The following is a 16,407-nucleotide window of genomic DNA, read 5'->3' as shown; positions in this document are numbered from 1 at the left end:
CCGGCCGCCCATGGCCGGGCCGCCGCGCCCGCCGGGGGAGAAGCCGATCGCCTCGCCCGCCGTGCGCCGCCGCGCGCGCGAGGCCGGGGTGGATCTGCGCTTCGTGCGCGGCAGCGGCCCGGCCGGGCGCATCCTGCACGAGGATCTCGACGCCTTCCTGCGCGGCGGCGGTGCCCCGCCGCCGACCGGGCCGGCGCCGCGCACCGAGGTGGAGGAGATCCGCCTCGCCGGCCTGCGCCGGCGCATCGCCGAGCGGATGGCGGAGGCGACGCGGCGCATCGCCCACTTCTCCTACGTGGAGGAGGTGGACGTCACCGCGCTCGAGGCGCTGCGCGAGGCGCTGAACGCCGGCGCCGCCGGGGCCGACCGGCCGCGGCTGACCCTGCTGCCCTTCCTGATGCGCGCCGTGGTCAGGGCGGTGGCCGAGTTCCCGCAGATGAACGCGCATTTCGACGATGCGGCGGAGGTGATCCGCCGCCACGGCGCGGTGCATCTCGGCATCGCCACCCAGACCGCCTCCGGCCTGCTGGTGCCGGTGGTGCGCCACGCCGAGGCGCGCGACCTCTGGGGCTGCGCGGCCGAGCTGCGCCGCGTCGTCGAGGCGGCGCGGCAGGGCCTGGCGACGCGCGAGGAGCTGGCCGGCTCGACCATCACCATCACCAGCCTCGGCGCGCTCGGCGGCATCGCCAGCACGCCGGTGGTCAACTGGCCGGAGGTGGCGATCATCGGCGTCAACCGCATCGCCGTCCGGCCGGTCTGGCGGGAAGGGGGGGTCGTGCCGCGGCGGATGATGAACCTCTCCTCCTCCTTCGACCACCGCGTGGTGGACGGCCATGACGCGGCCTCCTTCGTCCAGCGCATCAGGGCGCTGCTGGAGACGCCGGCGCTGCTGTTCATGGAGGGCTGAGATGGGGGAGATGACGGCGCGGCTGCTCGTCATCGGCGGCGGGCCCGGCGGCTACGCGGCGGCGATCCGGGCCGGGCAGCTCGGCGTGGACACGGTGCTGGTGGAGCGGGACCGGCTCGGCGGCACCTGCCTCAACATCGGCTGCATCCCCTCCAAGGCGCTGATCCATGTGGCGGAAGCGTTCGGCCGCGCGGCGGAGCAGGCGGAGGCCTCGCCTTTCGGCCTGCGGCTCGGCCGCCCCAGCCTCGACCTCGCCCGCGCCATGGAGTGGAAGGAGGGCATCGTCGGCCGGCTTCAGGGGGGCGTGGCGGCGCTGCTGAAGCGGAGCGGGGTGCGGACCGTGCACGGGCAGGCGGAGCTCCTCGACGGCAAGACCTGCCGCGTCGAGACCGACACCGGCCCGCAGACCATCCGTGCCGAGCACCTGCTGCTGGCCACGGGGTCGGAGCCGGCGGACCTGCCCGGCCTGCCCTTCGGCGGGCGCGTCCTCTCCTCGACCGGGGCGCTGGCGCTGACCGAGGTGCCGGAGCACCTCGCCGTGGTGGGCGCCGGCTATATCGGGCTGGAGCTCGGCATGGCCTATGCCCGGCTCGGCGCCCGGGTCGTGGTGGTGGAGGCGGCGGAGCGCATCCTGCCTGCCTGGGACGCGGAACTGACCCGCCCGGTGCTGCGCCGGATGGAGCGGCTCGGCATGGAGGTGCTGACCGGGGCCGAGGCGCGCGGCCTCGCGGAGGAGGGGGCGGCGCTGCGCGTCGCCACGGCGGAGGGAAGGGAGCGGCGGATCGCGGCGGATGCCATCCTGCTCGCCGTGGGGCGCCGGCCCCGCACCCGCGGCTTCGGGCTGGAACGGCTGGACCTGACGATGAACGGCCCCTTCCTCCGCGTGGACGAGCGCTGCGCCACCTCCATGCGCAATGTCTGGGCGGTCGGCGACGTGACCGGGGAGCCGATGCTGGCGCACCGCGCCATCGCGCAGGGGGAGGTGGTGGCTGGGATCGTCGCCGGGGAGCGCCGCGCCTTCGACCCGGTGGCGATCCCGGCGATCTGCTTCACCAGCCCCGAGGTGGTGGCGGTCGGCCTCTCCCCCACCGAGGCGCGGCAGGCGGGGCATGAGGTGCGGCTCGGGCAGTTCCCCTTCTCGGCCAACGGCAAGGCGCTGGCCGAGGATGCGGAAGAGGGCTTCGTGCGCATCGTCGCCCGGGCGGACAACCATTTGGTGCTCGGGATCCAGGCGGTCGGCCAGGGCGTCTCGGAACTCGCCGCCGGCTTCGCCCTGGCGCTGGAGATGGGAGCGCGGCTGGAGGATGTCGCCGCCACGGTGCACGCCCACCCCACGCGGGGCGAGGCGGTGCAGGAGGCGGCGCGGATGGCGCTCGGCCACGCCCTGCACCTGTGATCCGGCGGGACCGCTCTGGGTATTTGCGAATCATTCGCACTTTCACTAGGCTGCCCCGGCATCCAGGAGGAGACGACACATGGCGACCTATGGCCTTCCCGCCTGGCCCTGGACCGGCGCGCCGCCCGAGGAGTTGCCACCCCCCGAGGCGCTGCTGCTGGAAGGGATGCGCCGCTGGGCCGCCGCCGCGGAGGCGGGCCGGCCGACCCTTGCCGCCCTGCATCCCCCCTTCGTCGCGGAGGACGCCCTCGCCGCCACCGGGCCGCTCGACGCGCTGCTGCGCCTCGCCGCGGGGTTGCGGCCGCTCGGCTTCGGCTGCCTGCTCTGCCCCCGCGTCACCGGGCAGGAGGCGCGTCTGCTGCTCGCCTGCGCCCTGGCGCAGCGCGGCGCCCGGCAGCAGGCCCTGGCCGGCTTCGCCACCTGGCTGCCCCCGGCCGCGGCCTATGCCGCCATGCCGCCCGCCATCCATCTCGGCGCCGCGCTGCGCGCCGCCGGCCTGCTCCTGCGCGACCCGCTGCGAAAGGCCATGGCCGCCTCCCGGCGCCGGGCAGGCCGCTGACCGGCCCTCCACCGCCCGCCAAATCCGCCCCTCCGCGGATCAAGGCGGCAGAGCGCTTCCCATCCGCCCCGGCTCGCGGCGGATGCCCCGGCCCATCGCTTGCGCGCGCATCGTCATCCGTCCGGGTGATCCCGCCCGAACGGACTCAGGCGCTACCCGCCCGCGTCGCCGCGTCATGCCCGTCGCCCGGTCGTGACAGGCTGGCGAGCAGCGGGGCCAGCGCGGGCGGGATGGCGAGCACCGCGACCTCCTCCACCGCGCGCAGCGGCGGATCGGCGCCGAGGCGGCCGGTGGCATCGCGCCGCCCCCGGAAGACGAGGCCGGGGCCTAGTGGCGCCTCCTCCTCCCCCTCCTCGCCCGCTTCCGCGAGGAATTGCAAGCGGCGGCGCGGATCCTCGATCTCCTCCGCGGCCTGCCGGCGCAGCGCCGCGAGGCTCGGCGCCCGGGAGGCACCCTCGCGCACGGCGTGCTCGGCATAGGGGCCGATGTGCCGGGCCAGCATGTCCGCGGTCCGCCGCAGCACGGCCGCGCGCCCGAGCTTCTGGATCGGCAGCGGCGGCGGGGCGCCGGCGAACCCGCCGGCCTCGATGCGCACCGCGCCGCAGAGCAGCAGCAGGAGGTGGTCCTCGCAGCAGGCCGGCAGGATGAGGCGCTCATCCGGCGCGTAGAGGAGCAGGCGCCCTCCCTCGGCGAGCCGGCGCGCCGCCCCTCGTCCTTCCTCGCCCGTCCCGGGCGGCAGCGCCGCCAGCACCGCCTCGGCCAGGCCACGGCCGTCGGCGTGGCAGGAGGGGCGGCCCGCGCGCCGCTCGGCCTCGTAGAGGCGGGGGACCGGCCAGGAGATGCCGTGGCGCTGGAAGGCGTACCAGATGCGCCGCAGCACCTCGCTCGAGATCTCGGGACGGTCCCACAGCCGGTGCACCCAGTAGCGCGCCCGGTAGCGGATCGCGGCGTGCTCCGGCTCGTGCGCGTCGAGCATCACCATGATGGGGAGGGTCACGTTCACCTGAGGGAAATCGGCGATCAGCTCCGCCACGATCTCGGTCACGCGCTGGGGCGGCACGTCGACGGGCGCGGCGAACAGGGTGTCGAGCCGCGCCGGGGCGCCGGCGGGGTGCACGACCAGCGTCTCGTTGCTGATGCGGGCGTTCGGGACCACCACCATCGTCCCGTCCTTGCGCAGCCCCACGGCGGTGCGCCAGTCCAGCCGGACGATCTCCACCAGCCGGTCGTCCAGTACGATGGTGTCGCCCACCCGCAGCACGCGGTCCATGTGCAGCGCCACGCCGGAGATCAGGCTGCCGAGCGTGGGCTGCATGGCGAGCCCGACCGCGGCGGTGAGGATGGCCGAGGTGGTCAGCACCGCGGTGATGTCGAAGCCGAAGGAGGCCAGCACCACCGCCGAGGCGGCGAAGGTGAGCAGCCCGTAGGCGATGGCCCGCTGCAGCCCCGTAGGCTCGACGCCGAGCGCGGCCGAGAGGCCGAGGCCGAGCACGGCCCGCCCGCCCACCAGCACGACCAGCAGCGCCACCGCCAGGACCGCGGCGATGCGGATGCCCTCCTGCACCGGGCTGTCGCCGAGCAGCGGGTCGCCACCGATGGACCAGTGCAGCAGCCAGAGCCCGGCGGTGCCGAGGGCCAGCACGAGAAGGGGCCAGCCTGCCCGGCCGGCGCGCGGAATGCCGCCCGGGCTCACCCCCCCTCCCTTCCCGGCAGCGAGGCGCCGCGGCTCCCCCCGCGGCCGCCGAGCTGCACCAGCGCCTTGCCGAGCGAGGTGCGCAGCCGCTCAATCGCCTCGGCAAGGTCCCGGATCTCGCCGGCGCCGGATTTCGGCAGCGGCCGGCGCGTGTCGCTGCTCTGGCTCGCGGCGCTGGCGGCGCTCGAGAGCGCGCGGAGCGGGCGCACTACCATGGCGTCGAGGGACAGCGTCAGCGCCACATAGGCGACGCCGAAGACCAGCGCGAGCCCGAGGCCGAGCAGGCCGACCAGTTCGAGCGAGCCCTTCATGGCCTCGGTGAGCGGCACGGTCAGGATCTGGATGCCAACCGTCTCGCCCATCCGCCAGCCGAAGCCGGCCGTGCTGCCGTACTTCGCCACCATCGCGGGCGGCGCGCGATCCGGCGTGCCGTGGCAGGCGAGGCAGCGCTCCTGCGTCACGCGGATCGGCCGGGAGAGGTAGAACAGCCGGTCGGTGTCGGTGGCGCGGATGCCGCTGATCTCGTCCAGAGCCGGGTCGGCGCGGAAGCGCCGGATCAGCTCGACCTCGAACGGGGTGGCGAGGTCGGCGGGCGAGGTCGGGTTCAGCGCCGGCTCGCGGTAGGTGTAGGCGCGATAGGTGCGCGCCACCGCGCGGAAGACGGTCTGCGCCGCGTAGGAGGGGACGGTCTCCTCGTGGAACTCCTCCTCCGGCAGGCGCGAGAGCTTGGGGAGGATGTGGTCGGTCGTGTACTCGCGGATCGCCAGGGCGGAGGTGAGCAGGATGCGCGCCTCGGAGGCCGCTTGGCGCAGCGCGCGTTCCTGCAGCAGGAGGTAGAACCCCCCCACCCCGGCCAGCAGGGCGAACAGGAAGACGGAGAGGAGGATGCGGCGGACCGTCCGCCTCACGCCTGGGCTGTGCAAGGCAACGGTTCCCGCCGGATCAGGGCTGATGCCGGCGCATCTTCCTTCGCGGGCGATACGATGGCAAGCCGGCGGCGCTCAGTCCGCGGCGGCGAGGGTGACGATCTCCGTCCCCTCCTCCACCGTCTCGCCCGGCGCGCAGCCGACATGCGCCACTACCCCGTCCGTCGGGGCGGTGATGCGGAGCTCGGTCTTCATCGCCTCCAGCACCGCCAGCACCTGGCCTCGGGTGACGCGCTCGCCCTCGGCCACCAGCACCTGCACCACCCGGCCCGGAATGGGGGCGGAGAGCCGGCCCTGCGCCGCCGCCTCGCCACCCGGCGGGGCATAGGGGTCGAGCAGGCGCAGCGTCCACTCCCCCGCCTCGGCGCCATCGAGCGTGACGTGCAGGACCTCGCCGTCGCGCAGCACCGCCACGCGCTCCACCGCGCCGTCGAGCGCGACCTGCAGCGCGTGGTCGGAGAGGCGGTGCCCGGCCAGGCGCAGCGGCGCCGCGCCGTCCCGTTCCAGCCGCCAGCCGGTGCCGGCGGGGGTCAGCCGCAGCCGGTGGCGCGCCATGCCCTCGCCCAGCTCTATCAGCACGGCGCCGGCGCCGTGCAGCCGCCAGCCGTCGCGCCGGCTCCAGGGGGAGCGCGGATCGGCGGCGGGGCCGGGCGGCGGCGCCTCCAGCGCCTCGAGCGCCGCGGCGGCGAGGGCGGCGGGCGGGGCGGGGCGGGCGGGAGGAAGCAGCGCCGCGGCGTGGCGGGCGGCGAAGCCGGTGTCGAGCTCCGCCGCGCGCATCGCCGGATGCGCCACCAGCCGGCGCAGGAAGCCAAGATTGGTGACGATGCCGGCGACGCGGCACTCCGCCAGCGCCGCGCCAAGCCGCGCCAGCGCCGCCCGCCGGTCCGGCCCCCAGGCGACCAGCTTGGCGATCATCGGATCGTAGAAGGGGGTGATGGCATCGCCCTGGCGCACACCGGTCTCGATGCGCAGGTCGGGGGCGGGCTCGGGCAGGCGGAAGCGGCGCAGCGGGCCGCTGGAGGGGCGAAACTCCTGCGCCGGATCCTCGGCGTAGAGCCGCACCTCGACGGAATGGCCGCGCGGCGGCGGCGCCTCGCGCCGCGGCAGCGGCTCGCCGGCGGCGATCCGGAGCTGCCACTCCACCAGGTCGAGGCCGGTGACCATCTCCGTCACCGGATGCTCCACCTGCAGGCGGGTGTTCATCTCCATGAAGAAGGCGTCCTCGCCCTCGACGATGAACTCCACCGTGCCGGCATTGACGTAGCCGACCGCGCGGGCGGCGGCGACGGCAGCCTCGTGCAGGCGCTCGCGCAATGCGGGGGAGAGGCCGGGGGCCGGCGCCTCCTCCAGCACCTTCTGGTGGCGGCGCTGCACCGAGCAGTCGCGGGTGTGCAGGTGGATGGTGTGCCCCTGCGCGTCGGCGAAGACCTGCACCTCCACATGGCGCGGGCGCTGCAGGTAGCGCTCGAGCAGCACGCGGTCGTCGCCGAAGGCGGCCTTCGCCTCGCGCCGCGCTCCGGCAAGCTCGCGCGCGAAGTCGCCCGCCGCCAGCACCGGCCGCATCCCCTTGCCGCCGCCGCCGGCGCTCGCCTTGATCAGCACGGGGTAGCCGATGCGCGCGGCCTGCTCGGCGAGGTGCGCCTCGTCCTGGTTCTCGCCGTGGTAGCCGGGAACGATGGGCACGCCGGCCTGCTCCATCAGCCGCTTCGATTCCGCCTTGCTGCCCATGGCGCGGATGGCGGAGGCGGGCGGCCCGACGAAGGCGATGCCGGCCTCGGCGCAGGCCTCGGCGAAGTCGGCGTTCTCGGACAGGAAGCCGTAGCCGGGATGGATCGCCTCCGCCCCCGCGGCGCGCGCCGCCTCCAGGATGCGGTCGGCGCGCAGGTAGCTCTCGGTCGCGCGGGCGCCGCCGATCGGGAAGGCGGCATCGGCCATGCGCACGTGCAGGGCGTGGGCATCGGCCTCGCTGAACACGGCGACGCTGCGGATGCCGAGGCGCCGCGCGGTGCGGATGATGCGGCAGGCGATCTCGCCGCGGTTGGCGATGAGCAGGGTGCGGAACATGGCGCCTACATCCGGAACAGGCCGAAGCGCGTCTCCCCGATCGGCGCGTTCAGGCTGGCGGCGATGGCGAGGCCGAGCACGTCGCGCGTCATGGCGGGGTCTATGATGCCGTCGTCCCAGAGCCGCGCCGTGGCGTAGTAGGGCGAGCCCTGGGCCTCGTACTGCGCGCGGATCGGCGCCTTGAACGCCTCCTCCTCCTCCGCGCTCCAGCGTCCGCCCGCGGCCTCGATGTTGTCGCGGCGGATGGTGGCGAGCACGCTCGCCGCCTGTTCACCGCCCATCACCGAGATGCGGCTGTTCGGCCAGGTGAAGAGGAAGCGCGGCGAGTAGGCGCGGCCGCACATGCCGTAATTGCCGGCGCCGAAGCTGCCGCCGACGAGCACGGTGAATTTCGGTACCGCGGTGGTGGCGACCGCGGTGACCAGCTTGGCGCCGTCCTTGGCGATGCCCCCGGCCTCGTACTTCCGCCCCACCATGAAGCCGGCGATGTTCTGCAGGAACAGCAGCGGGATGCCGCGCTGGCTGCACAGCTCCACGAAATGCGCGCCCTTCAGCGCGGATTCGGAGAACAGGATGCCGTTGTTCGCCAGGATGCCGACCGGGAAGCCCCAGATGCGGGCGAAGCCGCAGACGAGGGTGGTGCCGTAGCGCGCCTTGAACTCGTCGAACTCGCTGCCGTCCACGATGCGCGCGATCACCTCCCGCACCTCGTAGGGGTTGCGCACGTCACGCGGCAGGATGCCGTAGAGCTCCTGCGGATCGTAGCGGGGCGGTATGGGGGCGGCGATGTCGAGCGCGGCGCGCCGCGGTGCGCCGAGGTGGGAGACGATGCGCCGGGCGATGCCGAGCGCGTGCATGTCGTCCATCGCGAAGTGGTCGGCGACGCCGGAGAGGCGGGTGTGCACGTCGGCGCCGCCAAGCTCCTCGGCGGTGACGATCTCGCCGGTCGCCGCCTTCACCAGCGGCGGGCCGCCGAGGAAGATGGTGCCCTGCTCGCGCACGATCACCGCCTCGTCGCACATCGCGGGCACGTAGGCGCCGCCGGCGGTGCAGCTTCCCATCACCACCGCGATCTGCGGGATGCCGAGGGCGGACATGTTCGCCTGGTTGTAGAAGATGCGGCCGAAATGCTCCCGGTCAGGGAAGATCTCGTCCTGGTTCGGCAGGTTGGCGCCGCCCGAATCCACCAGGTAGAGGCAGGGCAGGCGGTTCTGCAGCGCCACCTCCTGCGCCCGCAGGTGCTTCTTCACCGTGATCGGGTAGTAGGTGCCGCCCTTCACCGTGGCGTCGTTGGCGACGATGACGCATTCGCGGCCCGAGACGCGCCCGATGCCGGTGATGATGCCGCCCGCCGGCACCTCGTCGCCGTACATCTCCCAGGCGGCGAGCGGCGAGAGTTCGAGGAAGGGCGCGCCGGGGTCGAGCAGCCGCTCGACGCGCTCGCGCGGCAGCAGTTTGCCGCGCGCGAGGTGGCGCTGCCGCGCCGCCTCCGGCCCGCCCTGCGCCGCCTGTGCCGTGCGCCCGGCCAGCTCGGCGAGCAGGCCGCGCATGTGCTCCGCCCGCATGCGGAACTCCGCGCTGCGGGTGTCCACGGAGGAGGGGATGGTGCTCACGCCGTCTCCCGGAACAGTTCGCGCCCGATCAGCATGCGGCGGATCTCGCTGGTGCCGGCGCCGATCTCGTAGAGCTTGGCGTCGCGCAGCAGCCGCCCCGTCGGGTAGTCGTTGATGTAGCCGTTGCCGCCGAGGATCTGGATGGCGTCGAGCGCGACGCGCGTCGCCGCCTCCGCCGCGTAGAGGATGGCCCCTGCCGCGTCCTTGCGCGTGGTCTGGCCGCGGTCGCAGGCCCGCGCCACGGCATAGACGTAGGCGCGGCAGGCGTTCAGCGTGGTGTACATGTCGGCGAGCTTGCCCTGGATGAGCTGGAACTCGCCGATCGGCTGGCCGAACTGCCGGCGCTCGTGCACATAGGGCGCCACCACGTCGAGCGCCGCCTGCATGATGCCGAGCGGGCCGGCCGCCAGCACCGCGCGCTCGTAGTCGAGGCCGGACATCAGCACCTTCACGCCCTCGTTCAGCGGGCCGAGGACGTTCTCCTCCGGCACCTCGCACTCCTCGAACACCAGCTCGCTGGTGGGGGAGCCGCGCATCCCGAGCTTGTCGAGCTTCTGCGCCGGGCGGAATCCCCTGAAGCCGCGCTCGACGATGAAGGCGGTGATGCCGCGCGGGCCGGCCTCCGGCTCGGTCTTGGCATAGACCACCAGCGTCTCGGCGTAGTGGGCGTTGGTGATCCACATCTTGGTGCCGTTCAGCACGTAGCGGTCGCCGCGCCGCTCCGCGCGCAGCTTCATGGAGACCACGTCGCTGCCCGCCCCCGGCTCGCTCATCGCCAGGGCGCCGAGATGCTCCCCGCTGATCAGCTTCGGCAGGTAGCGCCGCTTCTGCTCCGGCGTGCCCCAGCGGCGGATCTGGTTGACGCAGAGGTTGGAATGCGCGCCGTAGGAGAGCCCGACCGAGGCGGAGGCGCGGCTCACCTCCTCCATCGCCACGCAATGGGCGAGGTAGCCCATGTTGGTGCCGCCCCATTCCTCCTCCACCGTGATGCCGTGTAGGCCGAGCGCGCCCATCTCCGGCCAGAGGTGGCGGGGGAATTCGTCGGTGCGGTCGATCTCGGCCGCGAGCGGCGCCACGCGGTCGGCGGCGAAGCCGCGCACCGTCTCGCGCAGCATGTCCACCTCCTCGCCGAGGCCGAAATCCAGTCCCGGAATCGTGCGGTTAGCAAGCATTCAGCCCTCCTCGCCCAGGCGGCGCCGGATCTCGCCGCGCATCACCTTGCCGGTCGCGGTCAGCGGCAGCGCCTCGGCGAAGCGCACCTCCCGCGGATAGGCATGGGCGGCGAGGCGCCGCTTCACGTGCTCCTGGATCCCGCGCGCCAGATCCTCGCCGGCGGCGAAGCCGGGACGCGGCACCACCACGGCCACCACGCGCTCGGTGCGGACCGGGTCCGGCACGCCGACCACCGCCGCCATGGCGACGGCGGGGTGCGAGGCCAGGCAGTCCTCGATCTCCCCAGGGCCGATGCGGTAGCCGGCGGAGGTGATGACGTCGTCCTCCCGGCCGACGAAGCGGAACCAGCCCGCCTCGTCCATGAGGCCGGTGTCGCCGGTCAGCAGCCAGTCGCCGGCGAATTTCGCCGCCGTCGCTTCCGGGTTGTTCCAGTAGCCGAGGAACATCGCCGGGTCGGGCCGGCGGATGGCGATGGTGCCCTGTGTGCCCGGCGGCAACTCGCGTCCCTCCGCATCCACCACCGCGACCTCGTGCCCCGGCACGGCGCGGCCCATCCAGCCCGGCCGGGGCGGCATCAGCGCGGCGCAGGAGGAGACCACCAGGTTGCACTCGGTCTGGCCGTAGAATTCGTTGATGGTGACGCCGAAGGCCGCGCGCCCCCATTCCAGCAGCTCCGCCCCCAGCGTCTCCCCGCCCGAGCCAATGCTGCGCGGCCGCGCGCCGAAGCGCGCGGGATCCGGCACCGCGCGCATCATGCGCAGCGCGGTGGGCGGCAGGAAGGCGTTGCGCACGCCCTGCTCCGCCATGATGCGGAAGGCGAGTTCGGGGTCGAATTTCGCCATGCGGTGCGCCAGCACCGGCACGCCGTGATGGAGGCTGGGCAGCAGCACGTCGAGCAGACCGCCGATCCAGGCCCAGTCGGCCGGCGTCCAGAACAGGTCGCCGGGCCGCGGGAACAGGTCCTGCGGCATCTCCACCCCCGGCAGGTGGCCGGGCAGCACGCGATGCGCGTGCAGCGCTCCCTTGGGCGCGCCGGTGGTGCCGGAGGTGTAGATGATCAGCGCCGGATCCTCGGCGGCCGTGTCCGCCGGCGCGAAGGATGCCGAGGCGCGCGCCATCTCCGCGGCCATGTCGCGCGCGCCCTCGCCCGGCCCGTCCGCCGCCAGCACCAGGCGCAGCGCCGGCAGGCGGCCGCGGATCGGCGCCAGCTTCCCGAGCCCCGTCGCGTCGGTGACCAGCGCCGCCGCGCCGGAATCGCGCAGGCGGAATTCCAGCGCCTGCTCGCCGAAGAGCTGGAACACCGGCACGGCGATGGCGCCGAGCTTGTAGATGGCGAGATGCGCCACCGCCGCCTCGGGCACCTGCGGCAGCAGCACGCCGACGCGGTCCCCCCGTGCGACGCCATGCGCGCGCAGCACGTTGGCCAGGCGGTTCGACTGCGCCTTCAGCGCATCGAAGCCGATGCGCTCCACGCGTCCGTCCGAACGCAGGTGGATCAGCGCCGTCCGGCCGCTGCCATCCGCCCAGCGGTCGCAGGCATCCACGCCGATGTTGTACCGCCCGGGGATCCGCCAGCGGAAGGCGGCGCGGATCGCCTCGTAGCTGTCGCCGGCGGGCAGCATGGTCAGCCGGGCACCGGCCGCGTGTCGTCGATCACCTTGCCGTCGTTCGGCAGGCTGCCGGGCGGCACCACCTCCACCGCGCCGCGCAGCTTGGTGCGGGCCTGCAGTGCGGCCTCCAGCGCCGGCGCGACGCCGGCATCCGCGGCCTCGGCGCGCAGCAGCATCGCATCCCGCTCGCCCTCCAGCGAGACGACGAGGCGCGCCCTGCCAACGCCCGGCACGTCCCGCAGAATCTCCGCGACCTGCTCCGGGCGGACGAACATGCCGCGCACCTTGGTCGCCTGATCGGCGCGCCCCATCCAGCCGCGGATGCGCCGGTTGGTGCGCCCGCAGGGCGAGGCGCCCGGCAGGATGGCGGAGAGGTCGCCGGTTGCGAAGCGGAGCAGGGGGTGGTGCGGGTTGAGGGTGGTGACCACCACTTCCCCCACCTCCCCGTCCGGCACGGGATCGCCGGTGCCGGGGCGGACGATCTCCACCACCACCCCCTCGTCGAGGATCAGCCCCTCCCGCGCCTCGCTCTCATAGGCGACGAGGCCGAGATCGGCGGTGCCGTAGCTCTGCAGCACGGTCAGGCCGCGCGCCGCGTACCACTCGCGCAGGGCGGGCAGGTAGGCGCCGCCCGTCACGTGGCCGAGGCGGATCGAGGAGAGGTCGAGGCCGAGCTCGTCCCCCTTCTCCAGGATCGCCTTGAGGAAGTCCGGCGTGCCGCTGTAGCAGCGGGGGCGCAGATGCGCCGCGGCGCGCGCCTGCATCTCCGTGTTGCCGGTGCCGCCCGGGAAGACCGGGCAGCCGAGGGCGCGCGCGCCGCCTTCCAGCATCATGCCGGCGGGGGTGAAGTGGTAGGCGAAGCAGTTGTGCAGCAGCTCGCCCGCGCGCAGCCCGGTGGCGAAGAGGGCGCGGGCGTAACGCCAGTAATCCGGCCCCTCCCCCTCCGGCTCGTAGAGCGGACCGGGCGAGGCGAAGACGCGCGCGAGCTTCGCCATGGGGGTCGCCACCACGCCGCCGAAGGGCGGGTCCTCCGCCTGCCGCGCGATCAGCGCCGATTTGCGCGTCAGCGGCAGCCGCGCCAGCGCCGCCATGTCCGTGACGGCGGCGGGGTCCACCCCCTCCAGCAGCCGGGCATAATGCGGCGCCCGCGTCCTGGCATGCGCCACCTGGCGCGGCAGCGCGGCGGCGAGCGCGGCCTCTCGCGCATCGGCGCTGCGGGTCTCGAGCGCGTCGTAGAACTCGCCCATGGTCACAGCCACCGCTTCCTGCGCTTGTAGGACTTGATGTTCTTGAAGCTCTTGCGCTCCGCGCCATGGCCGCCGAGATAGAATTCTTTCACGTCCTCGTTGGCCGCCAGCGCCTCTGCCGTACCGTCCAGCACCACCTTGCCCTGCTCCATCACGTAGCCGTAGCTCGCGACGGAGAGCGCCATGCGCGCGTTCTGCTCCACGAGCAGGATGGTGATGCCGAGCTCCTGGTTCAGCCGCTTGATGATGCCGAACACCTCCTTCACCAGCAGCGGCGAGAGGCCCATGGAAGGCTCGTCCATCAGGATCAGCTTCGGCCGCGCCATCAGCGCGCGCCCGATCGCCAGCATCTGCTGCTCCCCGCCCGAGAGGTAGCCGGCGAGGCCCGTGCGCTCCTTGAGGCGCGGGAAATAGGAATAGACCATCTCGATGTCGCGCTTCACCTCGGCGTCGGTGCGGGTGAAGGCGCCGAGGCGGAGATTCTCGAGGCAGGTCATGTCGGCGACGATGCGCCGCCCCTCCATCACCTGGAAGATCCCCTTGCGTACGATCAGGTGCGGATCGGTGCCGTCGATGCGCTCGCCGGCGAAGCGGATCTCGCCGCGCGTGACCTCACCCTCCTCGGTCTTCAGCAGGCCGGAGATCGCCTTCAGCGTGGTGGACTTGCCCGCCCCGTTGGCGCCGAGCAGCGCCACGATCTTCCCCTGCGGCACGGCGAGGGAGAGGCCGCGCAGCACCAGGATGACGTCGTTGTAGACGACCTCGATGTTGTTGACCTCGAGCAGCGGCGGCGCCGCCGGGTCCGCTCCCGGCGACGCCTTCCCGCGGTCGAGGGTCGCGCTCACCACCCCAGCCATTCGGCCCTGCGCTCAAGCTCGATGGTGGTCACCGGCTCGAGGCGCATGGTGCCGGCGCGGATCAGCTCCCCGACGCTGCCCTGGGTGGTGTCCCCGGTGACGCGCGCACGGTAGAGCGCGACGCGAAGCTGGCCGCGGTGGTCGTCGGGGGAGAAGTTGGAGGGGGCGCAGACTCCCTCGAAGCCGCGCGGCACCCAGTCCTGGCGCGCGTAGAAGCCGTCCCGGATGCGCTCGCCCGTCACCTGGCCGCCATTGGCCGCGGCGGTCTCCATCGCCTCCACCATCAGCATGGCGCTGCACACGCCGGCGAGGTAGTGCACCGGACGGTAGACCTGCCCCTGCGGATCGGAGATGCGGCTGATCTGCTGCAGCGTCTGCATCCCCGGCGCCTCCTGGCCCCAGACGGCGGCGGTGCGCACCGGGAACACCACGCCATTGGCCGCGGTGCCGGCCGCCTTCATGGCGTTCTCGTCCATGCCCCAGACATTGCCGAGGAACTGCACCTGCACCCCCGCCGTCTGGCAGGCGCGCAGCACCGAGATGTTGGAGCCGGCCGTGTTGCCGAGATAGGCGTAGTGGGCGCCCTGGTTGCGCAGGGTCAGGCACTGCGCCGTGTAGTCGCCCGGCGTCAGCGCGAACTGGATCGCCGGCAGCACCTCGAAGCCGAGTTCCTGCGCCATCGCCTCGCCGGCCGCCCGCGGCGAGTTCGGATAGGGATGGTTGGCACCCATGTGGACGTAGCGCGGCCTGCCCTGCTGGCCGCGGCTCTCCCAATCCTGCTTCGCCCAGATCAGCATGGCGCGCAGCGCGTCGCTGTAGGAGGGGCCGTAGAAGAAATTATAGGGCGCCGCCTCCACCCCCGCCCGATCCGTCCGGCCCTTCGGCGCGGTCAGGGCGGCGGAGTAGGAGCCGGAGATGTAGGGGATGCGGTCGCGCGTGACGAAGCGGATCAGCGCCTCGGTATCCGCCGTGCCCCAGCCCTGGATCGCCACCACGCGGTCGCGGCTCCAGGCCTGGTACTGGCTGACGGCGCGCGGCGCCTGGTAGCCGTAGTCGAAGCCGAGCACGTTGAGCGGCCTGCCGTTGATGCCGTTGCGCGTGCGGTTCACCCACTGCAGCGCGTCGGACACGCCCTGGCCGTAGGGCACGCCGACATCGCTGGTCGCGCCGGAATTGTCCATCAGGTGCCCGACCGGGATCGGCTGCGCCTGCGCCGCCGCCGGCAGCGCCAGCGCCGCCGCCGCCACCGCCCCGAGAAGTCTCCGCCTCATGCTCATGCGTGTCCTCCCAACCATGTCAGTGCGAATAGGGGTAGAGCTTCCAGTAGGCCCGGATCAGCCGCCAGCGCCTGGCGAGACCGTCCGGCTCGAAGATCAGGAACAGGATGATGGCGGCACCGATCGCCATCTCGCGCAGGAAGGAGATGGAGGCACCGAGGCGCAGCGCGCGGTCGATGGCACTGCCCGAGAGCGCGTCCGCCGCCACCTGCACCACCTCCGGCAGCAGCACCATGAAGGCCGCACCCATCAGGCTGCCCATCACGCTGCCCAGGCCGCCGATGATGACCATGCCAAGGAACTGGATGGAGAAGAGGATGTTGAACGCCTCCACGCTGACGAACAGCAGGTAGTGCGCGTAGAGCGCCCCGCCGATGCCGGCGTAGAAGCTGGCGATGCCGAAGGAGAGGGTGCGGTAGTAGGCGAGGTTGATGCCCATCATCTCGGCCGAGAGGTAGTGGTCCCGTACCGCCACCAGCGCCCGCCCGTCCCGCGTGCGCATCAGGTTCGCGGCGGCGACGAACATGATGATGGTCCAGGCGAGCACCACGTAGAAGTAGCTCTGCTCCCGGTCCGCCACCCAGCCGAACAGGGTGAAGGGCTCGGTGATGCGCCCGGCGACGCCGCCGGTGAACCACTGCGCGCGGGCGAAGAAGTCCTCCAGGATGAACTGTGCTGCGAGCGTGGCGATCGCCAGGTAGAGCCCCTTCAGCCGCGCCGCCGGCGCGCCGAACACCAGCCCGACCGCCGCCGTCATCAGCCCGGCGAGCGGGATGCAAAGCGCGACCGGAATGTGCGCCACCTCGTGCAGCCAGGCGCTGGCGAAGGCTCCGAAGCCGAAGAAGGCGGCGTGGCCGATCGAGATCTGGCCGGTGAAGCCGACCAGAATGTTCAGCCCGAGCGCGGCGATGCCGAGGAAGCCGATGTTGATCAGCAGCCCCAGCTCGTAGCGCCCGAGCGCGAGCGGGGCGAGGCAGAGCAGGGCGATCCCGAGCCACAGCGCGATGCGGCTGTTGCGCGTCGGGAAGATCGTCATGTCCTCCCGGTAGGAGGTGCGGTAGTCGCCCGCCGGCGCCAGCATGGCC

The 16,407-nt window shown here is 73.3% G+C and carries 13 protein-coding genes; 3 read left to right on the top strand and 10 right to left on the bottom strand.

The features are described from left to right. From ET526_RS17370 to ET526_RS17360, 3 genes are all read left to right on the top strand, one after another. The coding region (locus ET526_RS17370) for a dihydrolipoamide acetyltransferase family protein (protein WP_135469404.1) at positions 1 to 907 on the top strand (907 nt) is incomplete at its 5' end. Between the two features lies 1 nt (position 908). After that, on the top strand, positions 909 to 2,303 hold the full coding sequence (gene lpdA, locus ET526_RS17365; RefSeq protein WP_135469401.1) for a dihydrolipoyl dehydrogenase: 1,395 nt from the start codon (positions 909 to 911) through the stop codon (positions 2,301 to 2,303). Positions 2,304 to 2,382: 79 nt separating this feature from the next. Further along, entirely contained in the window at positions 2,383 to 2,862 is a 480-nt protein-coding gene (locus tag ET526_RS17360; RefSeq protein ID WP_135469399.1) for a hypothetical protein, read from the top strand. A 145-nt stretch (positions 2,863 to 3,007) separates the two neighbouring features. On the opposite strand, the gene ET526_RS17355 is transcribed toward ET526_RS17360, so the two are convergent. From ET526_RS17355 to ET526_RS17310, 10 genes are all read right to left on the bottom strand, one after another. Further along, a complete protein-coding gene (locus tag ET526_RS17355; protein WP_135469397.1) occupies positions 3,008 to 4,555 on the bottom strand; it encodes a mechanosensitive ion channel family protein in 1,548 nt (515 codons plus the stop codon). After that, positions 4,552 to 5,463, bottom strand: a complete 912-nt coding sequence (locus ET526_RS17350) for a Tll0287-like domain-containing protein (protein ID WP_135469395.1) — start codon at positions 5,461 to 5,463, stop codon at positions 4,552 to 4,554. The genes ET526_RS17355 and ET526_RS17350 overlap by 4 nt, the downstream gene beginning before the upstream one ends. A 93-nt stretch (positions 5,464 to 5,556) precedes the next feature. Further along, a complete protein-coding gene (locus tag ET526_RS17345; protein ID WP_135469393.1) occupies positions 5,557 to 7,545 on the bottom strand; it encodes an acetyl/propionyl/methylcrotonyl-CoA carboxylase subunit alpha in 1,989 nt (662 codons plus the stop codon). A gap of 5 nt (positions 7,546 to 7,550) precedes the next feature. Next, a complete protein-coding gene (locus tag ET526_RS17340) occupies positions 7,551 to 9,095 on the bottom strand; it encodes a carboxyl transferase domain-containing protein (protein WP_456305124.1) in 1,545 nt (514 codons plus the stop codon). 59 nt (positions 9,096 to 9,154) lie between these two features. Continuing rightward, complete coding sequence (locus ET526_RS17335) at positions 9,155 to 10,330, bottom strand: isovaleryl-CoA dehydrogenase (RefSeq protein WP_135469389.1); 1,176 nt, start codon at positions 10,328 to 10,330, stop codon at positions 9,155 to 9,157. Beyond that, the gene (locus ET526_RS17330; protein WP_135469387.1) at positions 10,331 to 11,953 is read right to left on the bottom strand and encodes an acyl-CoA synthetase; all 1,623 of its coding nucleotides are present in this window, start codon (positions 11,951 to 11,953) and stop codon (positions 10,331 to 10,333) included. Between the two features lie 2 nt (positions 11,954 to 11,955). Further along, the gene (locus ET526_RS17325; protein ID WP_456305123.1) at positions 11,956 to 13,200 is read right to left on the bottom strand and encodes a phenylacetate--CoA ligase family protein; all 1,245 of its coding nucleotides are present in this window, start codon (positions 13,198 to 13,200) and stop codon (positions 11,956 to 11,958) included. Beyond that, on the bottom strand, positions 13,191 to 14,033 hold the full coding sequence (locus ET526_RS17320) for an ABC transporter ATP-binding protein (RefSeq protein WP_456305122.1): 843 nt from the start codon (positions 14,031 to 14,033) through the stop codon (positions 13,191 to 13,193). The genes ET526_RS17325 and ET526_RS17320 overlap by 10 nt, the downstream gene beginning before the upstream one ends. Beyond that, positions 14,030 to 15,316 carry an ABC transporter substrate-binding protein gene (locus tag ET526_RS17315; RefSeq protein ID WP_240048451.1) on the bottom strand — a complete coding sequence of 429 codons (1,287 nt, stop codon included), beginning with the start codon at positions 15,314 to 15,316 and terminating at the stop codon, positions 14,030 to 14,032. Before ET526_RS17315 ends, ET526_RS17320 begins: the two co-directional genes overlap by 4 nt. Before the next feature lie 25 nt (positions 15,317 to 15,341). Beyond that, the gene (locus tag ET526_RS17310; protein WP_408869772.1) at positions 15,342 to 16,403 is read right to left on the bottom strand and encodes a branched-chain amino acid ABC transporter permease; all 1,062 of its coding nucleotides are present in this window, start codon (positions 16,401 to 16,403) and stop codon (positions 15,342 to 15,344) included. Positions 16,404 to 16,407: the final 4 nt, after the last annotated feature.

Source organism: Crenalkalicoccus roseus (assembly GCF_004761865.1).
Lineage (GTDB): Bacteria > Pseudomonadota > Alphaproteobacteria > Acetobacterales > Acetobacteraceae > Crenalkalicoccus > Crenalkalicoccus roseus.
The sequence above is the reverse complement of the archived record's forward strand: the minus strand, read 5'-3'. Positions and strand labels throughout refer to the sequence as shown.

What these genes read in the sequence shown, in the direction of transcription:
- ET526_RS17315 (WP_240048451.1), bottom strand. Translation starts at nt 15,316, where the DNA reads ATGAGGCGGAGACTTCTCGGGGCGGTGGCGGCGGCGGCGCTGGCGCTG.
- ET526_RS17340 (WP_456305124.1), bottom strand. Translation starts at nt 9,095, where the DNA reads ATGCGCGGCCTGCTCGCCGAGCTGGCCGGGCGCACGGCACAGGCGGCG.
- ET526_RS17335 (WP_135469389.1), bottom strand. Translation starts at nt 10,330, where the DNA reads ATGCTTGCTAACCGCACGATTCCGGGACTGGATTTCGGCCTCGGCGAG.
- lpdA (WP_135469401.1), top strand. Translation starts at nt 909, where the DNA reads ATGGGGGAGATGACGGCGCGGCTGCTCGTCATCGGCGGCGGGCCCGGC.
- ET526_RS17310 (WP_408869772.1), bottom strand. Translation starts at nt 16,403, where the DNA reads ATGCTGGCGCCGGCGGGCGACTACCGCACCTCCTACCGGGAGGACATG.
- ET526_RS17360 (WP_135469399.1), top strand. Translation starts at nt 2,383, where the DNA reads ATGGCGACCTATGGCCTTCCCGCCTGGCCCTGGACCGGCGCGCCGCCC.
- ET526_RS17330 (WP_135469387.1), bottom strand. Translation starts at nt 11,953, where the DNA reads ATGCTGCCCGCCGGCGACAGCTACGAGGCGATCCGCGCCGCCTTCCGC.
- ET526_RS17345 (WP_135469393.1), bottom strand. Translation starts at nt 7,545, where the DNA reads ATGTTCCGCACCCTGCTCATCGCCAACCGCGGCGAGATCGCCTGCCGC.